The organism is Capillibacterium thermochitinicola (assembly GCF_013664685.1).
GTDB lineage: Bacteria > Bacillota > UBA4882 > UBA10575 > UBA10575 > Capillibacterium > Capillibacterium thermochitinicola.
Map to the genome: position 1 here is coordinate 19,900 of NZ_JAAKDE010000001.1, position 14,754 is coordinate 34,653.

Consider the following 14,754-nt stretch of genomic DNA (forward strand, 5'->3'; position numbering starts at 1 on the left):
AGGAGATCCCTTTTTTATCTATGGAATACTAGGTATTACTTTAACCTCTAGTATTCATTATTAATAGGAAGAAGACAAAGAAGGTCAACTCTTTGACAGCTTCTCGACGGCGTCGATCATGTCCTGTTCGTTTGGCTTTGTATAGATGGCAGTAGTTGATATATTGGAGTGACCCATAAGAGTAGCAGTGGTTACAATATCAACTCCATGCTTGCGGATTAGGTTAGTCCCAAAGGTATGCCGAAGGGAGTGGGGAGTAATGTCCGGCAGTCCTGCTTCCTTCGCATACTTTTTTATCACCTTCCAGATGGCATTGGAGGTTAACCTTCCTCCCTTCTGACTGATGAAAAGAGAAGGAGAGGCGTCCTGTGGCCGTTCTTCTTCCAAGTAGTCCAGGATGGCTTTTCTTACATCCTTGTTAAGAGGGACAATCCGGTATTTGCTTCCCTTTCCCTGCCGTATTTCCACAAAACCTTTTCTCTCGTTGATCTTTATAGCTTGTAGATTCAATGCTTCAACCTCTCCGATCCTTAACCCTGCCCCTACCATTAACTCCACAATGGCTATGTCTCTTTTCTTTCCTGCTTTGTAGACTGTACGTAGTAGTCTATTTAAGTCTTTATCTTCCAAGGCCTTGGGAGGGGCTTTGACCTGTTTGGCTTGTGGTACTCCATCGACAGGGTTTCCTGAAATATATCCTTGTTTTTGCGCCCAGGAGCAGAAAGCCGAAAGCGAAGAAAGCGCCCGGTTAATACCGGAAGGTTTTCTTTGAGCAACAGTAAGCAAGTATGAACGATAAGAAGTGATATCCAGCTTAGTTATAGAGGAAGGGGTGAATTTTTCTTCTCCGTATGTTTCCTCCAGCCATGTCTGGAATTGTTTGATATCGGACGCGTAGGCCTTAATAGTGTGCTTGCTCCTTCCTTCTTCTTCAAGACTGCTTATAAACTCCCTTAAATAGTCCATGAAAATCCCTCCCTTTAACGTTTTTAAGATTATCTTGCCTTTTTCTCAGGAGATAATAGTACATTATCTTTCCTTATTGTAGCAACAAAGGAGATAAAATGCAAGATAATGATAATTATCTTTTCTTAACAACTACATTTTTTCTTACTCATAAGGTTTAATAAGGTCGTTTTATTTTTTTATATGTGATTATCTGTTTTTTGTAAAAGCATAAAGATGATCTCTTATAGTTTTCTCCACTAGTGGGGAAAGCAGTTCCTTCCTTGTCCTCTTTTAGAAGGTTATTTGAAGATTTTAGATTTTCGTAGGAAGTTGCGAAAGACATTTCATCCTGGGAAACTCTTTTGTTAGAGGACTGAGGATTTACCGAAATTACCGTAAGTGGCAACGAAACAATCAGGTGTCGTAGAGTACGTAGTTATTTATATGATTGTGGGTTCATCACCACAAGTGGCGACAAGGATTCCCAACAAGTTGGGAAAGACCAGTTAAGAGGATTACCTAGAAAAAATCATTTATCGACTGCAGATTCAAGACGGAAAGCAATAATTAATTATTAATGTCGTGGCGGGAAAATTCAATTTGACTTGCTGAGGAAGCAATGAAATAATAATGAAATAAAATAAATACCGGATCTAATTAAGATAGTGGTTTTAGATATTTCTTTTGCAGACAAAGATATTTGTCTGTCATAGATAAGTTCTCCTTTTTTGTACTACCATTGTACTACCATTTTGCCCCGAAAAAGTGATTGTGGACAGGTTCCCCAAAATATGGTATTATAAAAATAGCAGGTAGAAGTGGTTTCAAATCCTGCGCCCGTAGCTCAGCTGGAGAGAGTGGCAGACTTCGAATCTGTAGGTCGGGGGTTCGAATCCCTCCGGGCGCGCCATGTTATTGTGCTTAAGACCCCAATGCAGCGGGGGTTTTTTTATTTTCAGGAAGTATTTTATGAATAATCCATGAATAAGTAAAACACCGTATCGACCTTCAGCAACTGGGGTGCTAACGCGGAAATTAGGTAGGCTCAGCAATTTTTACAGCAAAATTGAAAATCCATTAATGTCCGTTATCCAGCCGAAAATGGTTTATTCAGACCACGAACCCGCCGTTGACCCCGATAACCTGACCGGTGATGAAATTGGCCGCGTCGGAGGCGAGGAAGAGGGCACAAGCGGCCACTTCATCCGCGGTACCGAACCGTTCCAAAGGGGTCTGTCCTTTCAAGGCTGTCTTTTCCTCTGCGGTAAAGGGGGCCATCATGTCGGTTTCGATGATCCCCGGGGCGATGCAATTGACCTGAATATTGGCGGGGCCCACCTCTTTGGCCAGGGCTTTGGTGAGGCCGATTACCCCCGCTTTGGCCGCCGAGTAGTGGACTTCGCAGGAGGCGCCGACTTGTCCCCACATGGAAGCGATGTTGATGATCTTCCCTTGCCGGCGGGGGAGCATCGTCCGGAGGACGCTCTGGGTGCAGTGGAAGACGCCGGTGAGGTTGGTCCGGATCATATTCTCCCAGTCCTCGACGGCGAGATCGATGAACAAACGGGACTGGGCGATGCCGGCGTTATTGATCAAAAGATCGACCGGACCAAATACGGTTTGGCAGTATTCCACCATCCGGTCGACTTGTGGACGGGAGCAGACATCGGCCTGGAAAAGGGCGACGCGAAACCCGCGCTCCTGTAAAGAACGGCCCAGTTCTTCCGCGGCCGCCACTGAACGGTGGTAATTGATCAACACTTGGTAACCGTGGGCGGCAAAAAGTTCGGCGCAGGCCCGGCCAATGCCACGGGCGGCGCCGGTGATGATGACGGTTTTTTTCAAATTCACACCCCTTCCGGAAGTGATGCAAAAGAACATTTGCCCCTGATTTGTTTCGGCGGCTTGCCGTTATGCTGTTAAGGTTCCGGTCAAAGCATGTTACCCTCCGATTAAATTTATGCTTTTTAGAACAAAAACCCTGCCGGGGGGAGGATATCTTTGAAGTGAGAACAAAATAAATAATAGAAGAAATAGCGGTTTGTCTACCCCGGCCAACTGGTGCAGTAAGCAGTAAAAGGAATGGCTACCAACGGATGACGAGTAACGGGGGACAACGCGGGACGGAAAGGAAAGGGAGCAAAAAATAAGGAATGTACAGAAAGTGAGGAAGCGGGATGGAACAGTATGATCTTTTGGTGATCGGGGGCGGCCCGGCCGGGTTATCGGCGGCGGTGAACGGCCGCCGGAGAAACAAACGGGTTTTGCTGGTGGGAAAAGAGAAGGTCAGTAATAAATTGCGCCAGGCCCACCGCGTCGACAATTATCTGGGTTTTCCCGGGGTGAGCGGGGCGGAGTTGGCCGCCAGCTACCGGGGGCATGCCGTCGCCGAAGGGGTGGAACTGATCGAGGATGAAATTCGCAGTTTCTGGCCGGAAGAAGGTGGTTTTCAAGCCATGGGGAAAGAGCAGCTGTATGCGGCGAAGACGGTGATCATTGCCTCGGGGATGCCGCAGAAGGCGTCGATTCCGGGCGAGGAAAAACTGGTCGGCAAAGGGGTCAGCTACTGTGCCACCTGTGACGGGATGTTCTTCCGCGGGAAAAGGGTGTTTTTCCTTTCCGAACTGGAGGAGGGCGAGAAGGATGCCAATTTCCTGGCCGACATCTGCGCTCAGGTTTACTACCTGCCCCGCTACCAAGGGGACTACCGGGGTCTAGACCCGCGGATTAAAGTGGTTTCCGGACGGGTTCTCCGCCTGCATGGCGAAGAACGGCTGACCAAGGTCGAGACTTCCGCCGGGGAATACGAGGTGGAGGGGGCCTTTATCGAACGGGCCAGCCTGCCCCTGGACAGTTTAATGCCGGATTTAGCCTTGGAAAACGGGTTTATTAAGGTGGACCGCCAGATGCGGACCAATCTTCCCGGGGTCTTCGCTGCCGGTGACTGTACCGGTAGGCCGTGGCAGATTGCGAAGGCCGTGGGGGAAGGTCTGGTCGCGGCTTTAAGCGCCGTTGATTACCTGGCCACTTTGGCGTAGCGAATGTTGAGGTTGTTTACCGAATACAAGTTTCCAAAGCCCTGTCGGGCTTATTTATTATTTATTTGCTAACCCTCTTTGGATAATTAAGAACAAAGAGGAAGGCCGAAACAATTAATTCCGCGGGGATGGGCGGGATAATAAACTAAACGCTGGTGGTAAGACCAACAGGCGAGAGCGGGAAAGGATGGAGCCGGGAAGATGGAACGGGAGCGGATCGATGTTTTACTGGTCGGGCGCGGACTGGCGGAAAGCCGGAGCAAGGCCCAGGCGTTGATCATGGCGGGCCAGGTGCGGGTGGATGGAAAAGTGGTGGATAAACCGGGAATCCGTGTGGCGGCCGATGCGGTGATCGAGGTCGACGCGACGCTGCCATACGTGAGCCGTGGCGGTTTTAAACTCCGGCGTGCTTTGGACCTCTTTCCGGTGACGGTGGCCGGCCGGGTCTGTTTGGATGCGGGGGCCTCAACCGGCGGTTTTACCGATTGTCTTTTACAAGCCGGGGCCAAATTAGTGATTGCGGTTGATGTGGGTTACGGGCAATTGGCCTGGAAACTGCGGCAGGATCCGCGGGTGGTGGTGATGGAGAAGACCAACGTCCGCTATTTGACCGTTGAACAGTTGCCGGCCCGCCCCAGTCTCTTGACGGCCGACCTTTCTTTTATCTCCATCGGAAAAGTGCTTTCTGTTTTTACGACCCTCCTTACGACGGACGGGGAGATTATCGCTTTGGTCAAGCCCCAGTTTGAAGCGGGCCGCACCCAGGTGGGGAAGAAGGGGGTTGTGCGCTCACCCGCCATCCATGAAGAAGTTCTCCGGCGGGTGCTGCTAATGGGACCGGAAACGGGCCTCGGTTGCCTGGGGCTTACTTATTCACCGGTTTTAGGCCCGGAAGGAAATATTGAGTTTTTGGTCTACTGGAAAAAAGGCGTCCCGGACCGGGGGGACCTCGACCCGGAAGCAGTTGTGGCGGAGGCGTGGGAGAATTTCAAGCCAAAGAAAGACTAAAAAGCCCCTGCGGCGTGCAGAGGCTAAAAAGGAGGAAAAAGGAGGGGTAACAACTTAATGCTCCCAATTGATATTCTACATGATAGATATGAAGAAAAAGTTACTAAAGGCCGAACAATTAATAAATTTGGTTATCACTCATTATAAGTCCTTTTTGTAAATCCGGTAGATCTTGTAGAGAACACCGCCCGCCCGGATGGCGTCGTTGACCATTTTCGTGTTGAATTCGTGGATGGTTGAACCTTCCCCATACCGATAGCCCTTTTGCAAGGCGCTTTCAAACATATGCAGATACATGGCAGCGGAAACGCCTTTTTTGTGGTAAGCCGGATCGACCATCAAAATCAGGCTGCGTCCACCGTCGATCTTCCTTCGGTACCAAAGGAATTTGATAAAGCCGAGGGGGAAAAGCCGTCCGTTTAGCCGTTTGAACACCTGGTTATAGTCGGGAAGGGCAATGGCCAGACCGATAATTTCGCCCTGTTCGTCCACGGCAACCACCAGTAAGTCCTTGTCGGCAACCGGAAGCAATTTGTCCACCTCGTCCTGGATCTCGGGTAAGCTGGGCGGAACCATATCGGGCCAGTTCTCCGGCCAGGAACGGACCAGCAGTTTTTGGATGCCGACCAATTCACGGTCCAGGTTTTTCAGGTCCAAGTTACGGGTGGTAAAGCGGTACCGTTTCTTGAGGGCGGCGACGGATTCTTCGAACCGTTTGGTGACCGGTTTTGAGAGATCGTAGTAAAAGGCGAAGCGGTCAAAGAATTTGGTAAAACCGTAACGTTCAAAGAAGTCCACATAGTAGGGGGGGTTATAGGAATTCAATAAGACCGGTTCCGAATCGAAACCTTTAATCAGTAACCCCCGGTAGTCGTCGCCGTTGGACGGGGACTGGGGGCCGGTGACGGCGGTCATTCCCCGTTCTTTCAACCAGGCTGTAGCGTGATCGAACAATTCTTTGGCGACGCGATAATCATTGATCGATTCAAAGAGGGTAATGTATCCTTCTTTTTTATTTTTCTCCCGGTTGAGCTTCTCATCGATGCCGGTCCCAATCCGACCAGCCGGTTGCCCGTTCACCCAGGCAATGAAGTACTGATAAGGACCCAACTTCATAAGGGGGTTTTTTTTCGGATTGACGGTGTCCCACATTTCGGCTTTCAGTGGCGGCACCCAGTAGGGATCGTTCTTATAAAGAAGCCAAGGAAGGTTGATAAAGACACGCCAGTCCCGTTTGGTCTGGACTTTGGTGACGGTGACCTGGCAATCGGCGGGGGATGTTTTTTTCAGGCTTAACAGTGGCATAAATCACGAGACACCTCCTTCAGATTAAAAATCCAAAATATCTTTCGCGGAAAATCGATAAAAACCTGCAAAAGTGGAAACTTAAATTTCGAAATAGAAATTAAAACCAAATTGTAACAGAGAATTCATTGATTTTCGCCTTGACATCTAGTAGTATTTAGGGCAAGTGGGGGAATATGGCTTTTGACCATTCAGGCATAAAAATAACCAAAAAAAGTTCTGAAGGGATCCGGTTTTTACCGGTTTTTTTACCGGTTTTTTCTTTGTTGGCCGTGCGGAAAGAAGATAGAAGGAGGAAACAATCATGAATAATCTCGCGGTTGGCATCGAGCTACTCTTTACCGGTATGTTGACTACCTTTCTGGTTTTGGTCTTTTTGCTGTTTCTGATGAAGGCGACTTCGGCGCTGATTAACAAGCAGTCCGCACTGGATGGGGAACCGGCTGCACCGGAGATGAAACCGGCCACACCCGCCCCCCGGGCGGAGACCGTGGCGGCTGTGCCTTCGGAAGATCTGGCCACTGACGAACTGGTTGCCATTATGACAGCCCTTGGCATGGTTTTACCCGCCAACCATAAGGCGGTGGTCCGGGTTGCGCCGCCGTCCACCACTGGCGTGGGGGAGGAAGAGCTGGTGGCGGCCATCGTTGGTGCCATGGCCGCGCGCTAATCCAGTTTTTAAGTAAGTGGGCGAACTCAGTTCAGTTCAAATAAAAAAAACGGGGAGGATTTTAAGAAGATGCAGTATTTTAAAGTAACGGTTAACGGGAAGGTCTACGAAGTTAGTGTGGAAGAGGTTGTGCAAGGGAATGCGGGAGCCACTGCAGCGCCTTCGGCAAGCCCGATTGCGCCGACACCATCCGCTCCAACCCCCGCACCAGCCGCAGCTCCGGCAAGCCCGGCGATGGGTGCTGGTGAAAAACCATTACCGGCACCGCTGGGTGGGACGATCTTGCAGATTAATGTGCAACCAGGAGAGAAGGTGAAAAAAGGACAGGTCCTCTTGACGCTGGAAGCGTTAAAGATGGAAAACGAGATTGTTGCCCCTGAGGACGCAACGATCGGCCAGATCTTTGTCAAGCCGAAGGATGCGGTCAATACTGGTGATCCATTATTGTCCCTCCGGTCGTAGAGGGGGTTGCGCGCCATGCTGAAAAATTTAGAAGCGCTCTTAATGACCAGCGGCTTGGCGGGAATGACCCTGGGGCAAGGTTTGATGATTCTGGTCTCTTTCTACTTAATGTACTTGGCAATTGTCAAAAAGTACGAACCTTTATTGTTATTACCGATTGCTTTTGGGGCGTTACTGACGAATCTCCCATTGGCGGGCTTGATGGATGGGCCATCCGTGGTCAACGGGAAATTTCAGCCCGGGGGTTTACTCTACTATCTGTACCAGGGTGTTGAGCTTGGGATCTACCCGCCCCTTATCTTCCTTGGGATTGGGGCGATGACCGATTTTGGTCCTTTACTCGCCAACCCCAAGAGTATTCTGTTGGGCGCTGCTGCCCAGTTGGGGATCTTTGCCGCTTTGCTCGGGGCGATCATTTTGGGCTTTGACCTGAAAGCGGCGGCCTCGATCGGGATTATCGGGGGAGCGGACGGACCGACGGCGATCTACCTGACCAGCCGGTTGAAGCCGGAATTGTTGGGGCCGATTGCCATCTCCGCCTATTCCTATATGGCTTTGATCCCCTTTATCCAACCGCCTTTAATGCGGTTGATAGTCCCGAAGAAAGAACGGCAGATTGTCATGGAACAGCTCCGTCCCGTTTCGCAGAAGGAGAAGATTCTCTTCCCGATTATTGTGACGGTTGCGGGCTCCTTATTGCTGCCGTCGGCAGCCCCTCTGCTTGGGGCCTTGATGTTCGGCAACCTCCTCCGGGTTTCCGGGGTGGCGGACCGCTTGGCCAAGACCGCGGAGAATGAGCTGATCAATATTGTCACCATTTTCCTGGGTTTATCGGTAGGGGCGAAGACCAGTGCCGACCAGTTTTTAACCGCCCAAACCATTGGCATTCTCCTTTTAGGATTAGCGGCGTTTACTTTTAGTACCATCGGCGGTTTGTTGTTTGGACGGCTTATGTGCAAACTGAGCGGCGGGAAAGTCAACCCGTTGATTGGTGCGGCTGGGGTTTCGGCCGTGCCGATGGCCGCCCGGGTGGTGCATAAGGTTGGGGCCGAGGAAAATCCCGGGAATTATCTGCTTATGCACGCCATGGGGCCGAATGTGGCCGGGGTGATCGGTTCGGCGGTGGCGGCGGGGATCCTGTTATCCCGTCTGGGTTAAACTGGCCCGGCTTTGATTTAGACCGCTTCCGTCTGTATCGGGAACCTGGTCTGATTCTAAAATTAAGAGGTGGAATATTCAATGGCACATAAAGTGGGAATCACCGAAACTATTTTCCGCGATGCTCACCAGTCCCTCTGGGCGACGCGGATGAAAACCGATGACATGATGAAAGTTGCGGCCGCCATTGATGAAATCGGCTTCCATTCGTTGGAGGCCTGGGGGGGCGCGACCTTTGATACTTGCCTTCGTTTCTTGAACGAAGATCCTTGGGTCCGGTTGAAGCTTTTACGCGGGACGATTCGGAAGACCCCCCTCCAGATGTTGCTGCGGGGGCAGAACCTGCTCGGTTACCGCCATTATCCCGATGATGTGGTCCGGGCCTTCTGCCTGAAGGCGAAGGAGAACGGGATTCAAATCTTCCGGATCTTTGACGCCTTGAACGATCCGCGGAACATGGAGACTGCGATTCGCGTCTGTAAAGAGACGGGGGCCCACGTTCAGGGGACGATCTGCTATACGATCAGTCCGGTTCATGATATCGACTCCTATGTGGCACTGGCTCTGAAACTGAAAGAGATGGGTTGCGACTCAATCTGTATTAAGGATATGGCCGGGCTGTTGATGCCTTATATCGCGGAGGAGCTTGTTAAACGGCTCAAGACCGAAGTGGGGCTTCCGGTTCAACTCCATTGCCACTACACCAGCGGGATGGCCTCGATGACCTACTTAAAGGCGATCGAGGCAGGGGCTGATGTGGTGGATACCGCCCTCTCCGCGTTGGCGATGGGGACCTCCCAACCGCCGACCGAATCGTTGGTGGCGGCGCTGCAGGGAACACCCTACGATACGGGTCTTGATTTGACGAAGATTGCCCCGATCAATCAGCACTTTAAAGAGCTGAGGGAGGAGTACAAGGCTTTGGAGTCGCCCCGCACCGTTGATACGGCGGTCCTCTCCTACCAGATTCCGGGCGGGATGATTTCCAATCTGGTGAACCAACTGAAGAGCCAAAATGCGCTGCACCGTTACGAAGAAGTGCTGGCCGAGGTACCGCGGACCCGGGCTGAACTGGGCTATCCGCCTTTGGTGACTCCCACCAGTCAGATGGTAGGTACCCAGGCGGTACTGAATGTACTGACCGGAAAACGCTACAGCGTGGTACCGAAGGAGATCAAAGACTATGTCCGGGGTTACTATGGGCGTCCTCCGGCACCGATTGATCCGGAAGTCAAAGCGCTGATCATTGGTGATGAAGAACCGATCACTTGCCGCCCGGCCGATCTGCTGGAACCGCGGCTGGAGGCCGCCCGCCAAGAGTTGGCGGAGAAAGGCTTCGGCCAGCTCAGCGAAGAAGATGTCCTCTCCTATATTCTCTTTCCCGAGGTGGCGTTGGGGTTTTTCCAACGCCGGGCGGGGCAATAAACCGGGTCGGACGAGAAATCCCTTGGGCCTACCCCTTGCAGGGGAGGCCCTTTTTTTGTAGAATTAATCATAAATGATTTGGTAGTAAAGACTACCATTGGAAGGGTGCCCTGGCGAAGCACAATCCGGGGAAGACGATGCCGGTGCACCGGTTACCGATGGTTGACCAGAAATAAGGAGCGATTAAGAATGAAAAAAGCCAACGCGATCCGTAGTGAGTTTATCCAGTTTTTTGTGGACCGGGGACACACCTTTGTCCGTAGTTCATCGCTACTTCCGATTGGCGATCCGACGCTGCTGTTTACCAACGCCGGGATGAACCAGTTTAAAGATGTTTTTCTCGGCACCGGGACCCGGCCCTATAAACGGGCGACCAACTCCCAGAAGGTCCTGCGGGTGAGCGGGAAACATAATGACCTGGATGAAGTGGGCCGCGATACCTACCACCATACTTTCTTTGAAATGCTCGGGAACTGGTCCTTTGGGGACTATTATAAAAGAGAAGCGATCCAGTGGGCCTGGGAACTGCTGACGGAGGTCTGGGGTCTGCCCATCGACCGCTTGTACGCCACCGTGCACCATACCGACGACGAAGCCGCCGCCCTGTGGCGCGAACTGACACCTTTGCCGGCCGAACGGATTATGCGTTTTGGTGATAAGGAAAATTTCTGGGAGATGGGTGAGACCGGCCCGTGCGGGCCCTGCTCGGAGATCCATTATGACCTGGGGCCGGAGGCCTGTGATAAGGGCCACGTGCCCGGACACCGGTGCGGAGTTAACGGCGGTTGCGGGCGTTACGTCGAGCTGTGGAATTTGGTGTTCATCCAGTACAACCGGAAAGCCGACGGGACACTGGAGGAATTGCCGGCGAAACACGTGGATACCGGCATGGGGTTTGAACGGATCGTTGCCATCTTACAAGGGAAAAAATCCAACTATGACACGGATCTGTTTACCCCGATCATCGAGGAGATCCTGACCTTGACCGGTGCCGGTTTGGAAAGGGAAGAGGAGCGGGTGGCGGTCCGGGTGGTGGCCGACCATATCCGTGCGTTGACCTTTGCCATCTCCGACGGGGTACTCCCGGCCAACGAAGGGCGGGGTTATGTCCTGCGCCGGATCCTGCGCCGGGCGGCCCGTTTTGCCCGGAATTTGGGGGCGAAGGAGCCCCTCCTCCACCGTTTGGTCCCGGTGGTGGTCCGCGAGATGGGCGAGGCTTACCCGGAAATAAAAGAGCAGGCCGAACATTGTTCCCGGGTGATCCTGGCCGAGGAGGAAGCCTTCGGCCGGACGTTGGACAAGGGTTTGGCGTTGTTTGCCGACCTCAGCCGGAACCTGCGGGCAGAAGGGAAAAAAATTATCCCCGGGGCTGAGGCCTTCAAACTCTATGATACATATGGATTTCCCCTGGATTTGACGGAATTAATGGCGGCGGAAGAAGGACTCGTGGTAGAACGGGACGAGTTTAACCGTTTGATGGAAGCCCAACGAGCGCGGGCGCGGGCGGGCAGCCAGTTCGGCGGCGACGAAACGAATGTTCATTGGGAGATTGTTTCGTCCGGCACCCATTCCCAGTTCGTTGGTTATGAGCAATTGCAAACAACCACCGAGTTAAGGATGATCGGGACCGATGATGAGTATTTCCGGCTGGTCTTTGCGGTGACCCCGTTTTATGCGGCCGGGGGCGGACAAGTGGGCGACACCGGACTGATCCGGGTGGAGGTGACCCCCGGTTCGTTCGTAGAGTTTCCGGTGGTCGACACCCAGCGGGAACAGGATAAGATCGTCCATTTGGTGGCAAAGAGGGCGGACTTCCCCCGCCGGGCGGTCAGCTACACCCTGCTGGTGGATGAAGCGAGGCGCAAAATGACGGCGGCCAACCATACTGCGACCCATCTGTTACAGGCCGCGCTCCGGCGTTTACTGGGAGCCCATGTCCAGCAGGCCGGTTCCTTGGTGGCCCCGGACCGGTTACGGTTTGACTTCAATCATTACCAACGGGTTGATGAGGACCAGCTGCGCCAGGTGGAAAGGGAAGTGAACCAGCAGATCTTTGCTGCCTTGCCGGTCCGGGCCGAAGAGACCGACTACCAGACGGCTCTGAACCGGGGAGCCCTGGCGTTCTTTGGCGAAAAATACGGGGACCGGGTGCGAACGCTGGCGGTGGGCGACTACAGTTTTGAACTCTGCGGCGGGACCCATGTGCGTAATACCGCCGAGATCATGGCTTTCCGGATCATAACGGAAGGCAGTGTGGCCACGGGGGTGCGCCGGATCGAAGCGGTTACCGGCTGGGGTGCTCTGCAGATGGCTGCGGAAGAGCGGGAGCTGCTCAAGGAGCTCTCCGCCCTCCTGCAGACCGAACCGGCCCAGCTAACCGAGAAAGTCCGTGCCTTGCTGGCGACGGAGGCCAAATTGAAGAAGGATCTGGACGCGATCGCCCGGAAAGCCGCCTTGGCGGAAGGGGAGGAGCTCTTTGCGGCGGTCCAGGAGATTGGCGGCCACTATTATCTGGTGGCGAAGATGACGACGGCGTCGATGGACCTCATGCGGGAGACTGTTGACCGGTTTAAGGACAAGTACCGTTCCGGCGTGATCCTGCTGGGTGCCGCCCAGGATGATAAGGTCAACTTTGTCGCCGGGGTAACCAAGGATTTAACGGCGAAGCTTCAGGCCGGGAACTTGGTCAAGCAGGTGGCGGCCATTACCGGCGGCGGCGGGGGCGGTCGACCGGAACTGGCCCAGGCCGGCGGCAAGAATGTGGACAAATTGGACGAGGCGCTGCGCGAGGGAGAACGCTTGATCCGGACGGGCTTGGAAGGGTAACCTAGGCGGCGTGGAAAGCAGGGCATTCCGGCGTTGCCCGATCTACATTAATGAAGAGAAGACCGGACGGAAACCAGGTTTTACCTGATGGATTTCCGCATGGTCTTCTTTTTTTGCGGAAAGATATGGAGGGATTTTCGGAAAAGTCAGTAAAGGAAAGGAGACGCCAGTATGGACCGACAAATGAATATGGGAACATCAGGGCAACAAGCCCAGCTCGGGAACGTAACTGTCGGGGTGATGACAAGTCCGCCGGACATTATTACGGATAAGGATCTTTCGTACCTGAAAGATGCTTTGTCCTGGGAATTATTAGCGATGAAAAAGTGCAGTCATTGGGCTCTCAACGATATTCTGTCCACGCAGAAATACTTAACCGATAATTATAATATCTTTGTGCGGGAGGCCAGTCATGAAAAATTACACCAGACGGTGATGGGTGTATTTACCAGAACCAACAACTGCAATAGACCGGCCTGCCTGGTTTTTTAAACAAAATTAACCAGCGATCCCATCAATTAAACAGGGTCGGGAAAAGGAATTAAGGCCTTTCCCCCGAAATAGAAGAGATGATTAGGAGGGATCGCTGTGAGAAAACTAGGCAGACTTCGGGTTGCACTTGTTGGTTTGTTAATTTGGGGAGCGGTCTTTGTCCTTGGTGTGCCGGTGTTGGCTGTTGAACCGTGGTCAGGGACGGTTTCCTATTCTTGGCGGGACCAAGCCCAGCTCCAGGTTGGTTACCGAGTGAATGAGCTTTTTGGTTTTGAGTTGGCCTACCGGGATCTGGGACTCCAGGAATTGGCAGGGAACCGGTGGCAAACACGGCTTTTGCTTACGCCGGGGGACCGGTACAAGTTCCAGACCGGATACGATCTGACCGGGGAACATTATTTTGTCGGAGGCCAAGCGAATATACCTTTAAACCAAAACCTCCGTTTTGTCTCGGAGGTAAACACCATTCTGCCGGTAAGTAACGGCGCTAAATACCTGGATTATCTTATGGGGCTCCAGATTGGCATCGGGTACAACCACTACCTCCTCGCGGGGGCGCAGGCTGAATACAATTTAGAGGAGGACCATGAACCCGAACTCTTTGTGGAGTTGGATTTGAACTGGCGGTTGCCCAAGGGTTTCGGGATCCGCGTCCAACCCCACATTGGCGTGGAAGGGAATTTTCACCACCAAACCACCATCTTTAAAACATGGCCCAATAAACTTGAGACGGGGTTGGTCGTGGGCCAGGAACCCGGTGGCCGGTGGGATGTAGGTCTTTTCCTCCGGTACTAAGGGGCGTCGCCATGAAGAAGTTAACGTTCAGGATCAAACCGGAATGGAAAACCCCCTTCCTTGCTTTTGCCGGCGGCGTGGTTTTAACACTTCTGCTCGGTGCTTACGGGTTCTTTACCCAACGGGCCCAACTGCAGCGAGTCCAAAATGAGCTTGCGACTGTACAGGCGCAGACCGCGGGTCTTGCCGAGAATACGCCGTGGAAAGTGGCCCTTTATTTTATCGGGGATGAGGAAGGGCAGAGTCTGCTGGTTCCGGAAGTGCGGACGATCAGCCCGACCGCGGAACCGGAAATGGCGGCGCTGCGCGAGTTGATCAAAGGTCCGGTGACGGAGGGGTTGCAACCGGTTTTGCCCGCGAAGACCGCCGTTCGTCATCTGGAGATTGAAAACGGCCTTGCCGTGGTGGACCTTTCCCGAGAAGCGGTCCGGATTGACCGGGGTTCGTGGGGCGAGGCGCTCGTCGTTTGGTCCCTGGTGAATACGTTGACCAAGTTTCCAGAGGTGGAAGCGGTCCGGATTCTGATTGAAGGCCAACCGGTGGAGACCTTGGCGGGCCATTTCGATCTGTCCCGACCTTTACGCCGAAACGAACAAGTAATTAGAGACTACTGGACCCGTTAGGGTC

At 52.9% G+C, this 14,754-nt stretch carries 13 protein-coding genes and 1 tRNA gene; 11 read left to right on the plus strand and 3 right to left on the minus strand.

Annotated features, from left to right (window positions below):
- Positions 1 to 84 precede the first annotated feature (84 nt).
- Positions 85 to 966, minus strand: coding sequence for a tyrosine-type recombinase/integrase (locus tag G5B42_RS00110; protein ID WP_181338412.1), 882 nt, complete (start codon positions 964 to 966; stop codon positions 85 to 87).
- Positions 967 to 1,781: 815 nt separating this feature from the next.
- Here G5B42_RS00110 and G5B42_RS00115 point away from each other — a divergent pair.
- Positions 1,782 to 1,858, plus strand: a tRNA-Arg gene (locus G5B42_RS00115).
- Between the two features lie 200 nt (positions 1,859 to 2,058).
- On the opposite strand, the gene ymfI is transcribed toward G5B42_RS00115, so the two are convergent.
- Positions 2,059 to 2,799 (minus strand): elongation factor P 5-aminopentanone reductase, encoded by a 741-nt coding sequence (gene ymfI / locus G5B42_RS00120; protein WP_331273988.1) that lies wholly within the window; start codon positions 2,797 to 2,799, stop codon positions 2,059 to 2,061.
- 326 nt (positions 2,800 to 3,125) lie between these two features.
- Between ymfI and G5B42_RS00125 the strand changes: the two genes are divergently transcribed.
- The gene (locus tag G5B42_RS00125; protein WP_181338414.1) at positions 3,126 to 3,986 is read left to right on the plus strand and encodes an NAD(P)/FAD-dependent oxidoreductase; all 861 of its coding nucleotides are present in this window, start codon (positions 3,126 to 3,128) and stop codon (positions 3,984 to 3,986) included.
- Between the two features lie 201 nt (positions 3,987 to 4,187).
- The gene (locus G5B42_RS00130) at positions 4,188 to 4,994 is read left to right on the plus strand and encodes a TlyA family RNA methyltransferase (RefSeq protein WP_181338415.1); all 807 of its coding nucleotides are present in this window, start codon (positions 4,188 to 4,190) and stop codon (positions 4,992 to 4,994) included.
- Between the two features lie 141 nt (positions 4,995 to 5,135).
- On the opposite strand, the gene G5B42_RS00135 is transcribed toward G5B42_RS00130, so the two are convergent.
- Positions 5,136 to 6,299, minus strand: a complete 1,164-nt coding sequence (locus tag G5B42_RS00135) for a GNAT family N-acetyltransferase (protein WP_181338416.1) — start codon at positions 6,297 to 6,299, stop codon at positions 5,136 to 5,138.
- A 304-nt stretch (positions 6,300 to 6,603) separates the two neighbouring features.
- Between G5B42_RS00135 and G5B42_RS00140 the strand changes: the two genes are divergently transcribed.
- The 8 genes from G5B42_RS00140 (at position 6,604) to G5B42_RS00175 (ending at position 14,750) form a co-directional block, all read left to right on the plus strand.
- Positions 6,604 to 6,969, plus strand: a complete 366-nt coding sequence (locus tag G5B42_RS00140; protein ID WP_181338417.1) for an OadG family transporter subunit — start codon at positions 6,604 to 6,606, stop codon at positions 6,967 to 6,969.
- A 69-nt stretch (positions 6,970 to 7,038) separates the two neighbouring features.
- Complete coding sequence (locus G5B42_RS00145) at positions 7,039 to 7,431, plus strand: biotin/lipoyl-containing protein (protein ID WP_181338418.1); 393 nt, start codon at positions 7,039 to 7,041, stop codon at positions 7,429 to 7,431.
- Positions 7,432 to 7,446: 15 nt separating this feature from the next.
- On the plus strand, positions 7,447 to 8,589 hold the full coding sequence (locus tag G5B42_RS00150) for a sodium ion-translocating decarboxylase subunit beta (protein WP_181338419.1): 1,143 nt from the start codon (positions 7,447 to 7,449) through the stop codon (positions 8,587 to 8,589).
- Between the two features lie 81 nt (positions 8,590 to 8,670).
- Positions 8,671 to 10,014 carry a pyruvate/oxaloacetate carboxyltransferase gene (locus G5B42_RS00155; RefSeq protein WP_181338420.1) on the plus strand — a complete coding sequence of 448 codons (1,344 nt, stop codon included), beginning with the start codon at positions 8,671 to 8,673 and terminating at the stop codon, positions 10,012 to 10,014.
- Between the two features lie 189 nt (positions 10,015 to 10,203).
- Positions 10,204 to 12,840, plus strand: coding sequence for an alanine--tRNA ligase (gene alaS / locus G5B42_RS00160; RefSeq protein ID WP_181338421.1), 2,637 nt, complete (start codon positions 10,204 to 10,206; stop codon positions 12,838 to 12,840).
- Between the two features lie 171 nt (positions 12,841 to 13,011).
- Positions 13,012 to 13,332, plus strand: a complete 321-nt coding sequence (locus G5B42_RS11685; protein WP_407926889.1) for a spore coat protein — start codon at positions 13,012 to 13,014, stop codon at positions 13,330 to 13,332.
- Positions 13,333 to 13,428: 96 nt separating this feature from the next.
- Positions 13,429 to 14,127 carry a hypothetical protein gene (locus G5B42_RS00170; RefSeq protein ID WP_181338422.1) on the plus strand — a complete coding sequence of 233 codons (699 nt, stop codon included), beginning with the start codon at positions 13,429 to 13,431 and terminating at the stop codon, positions 14,125 to 14,127.
- An 11-nt stretch (positions 14,128 to 14,138) separates the two neighbouring features.
- Positions 14,139 to 14,750: a GerMN domain-containing protein gene (locus G5B42_RS00175; RefSeq protein WP_181338423.1), complete on the plus strand. Its 612-nt coding sequence runs from the start codon at positions 14,139 to 14,141 to the stop codon at positions 14,748 to 14,750.
- The last annotated feature ends 4 nt before the right edge of the window (positions 14,751 to 14,754 follow it).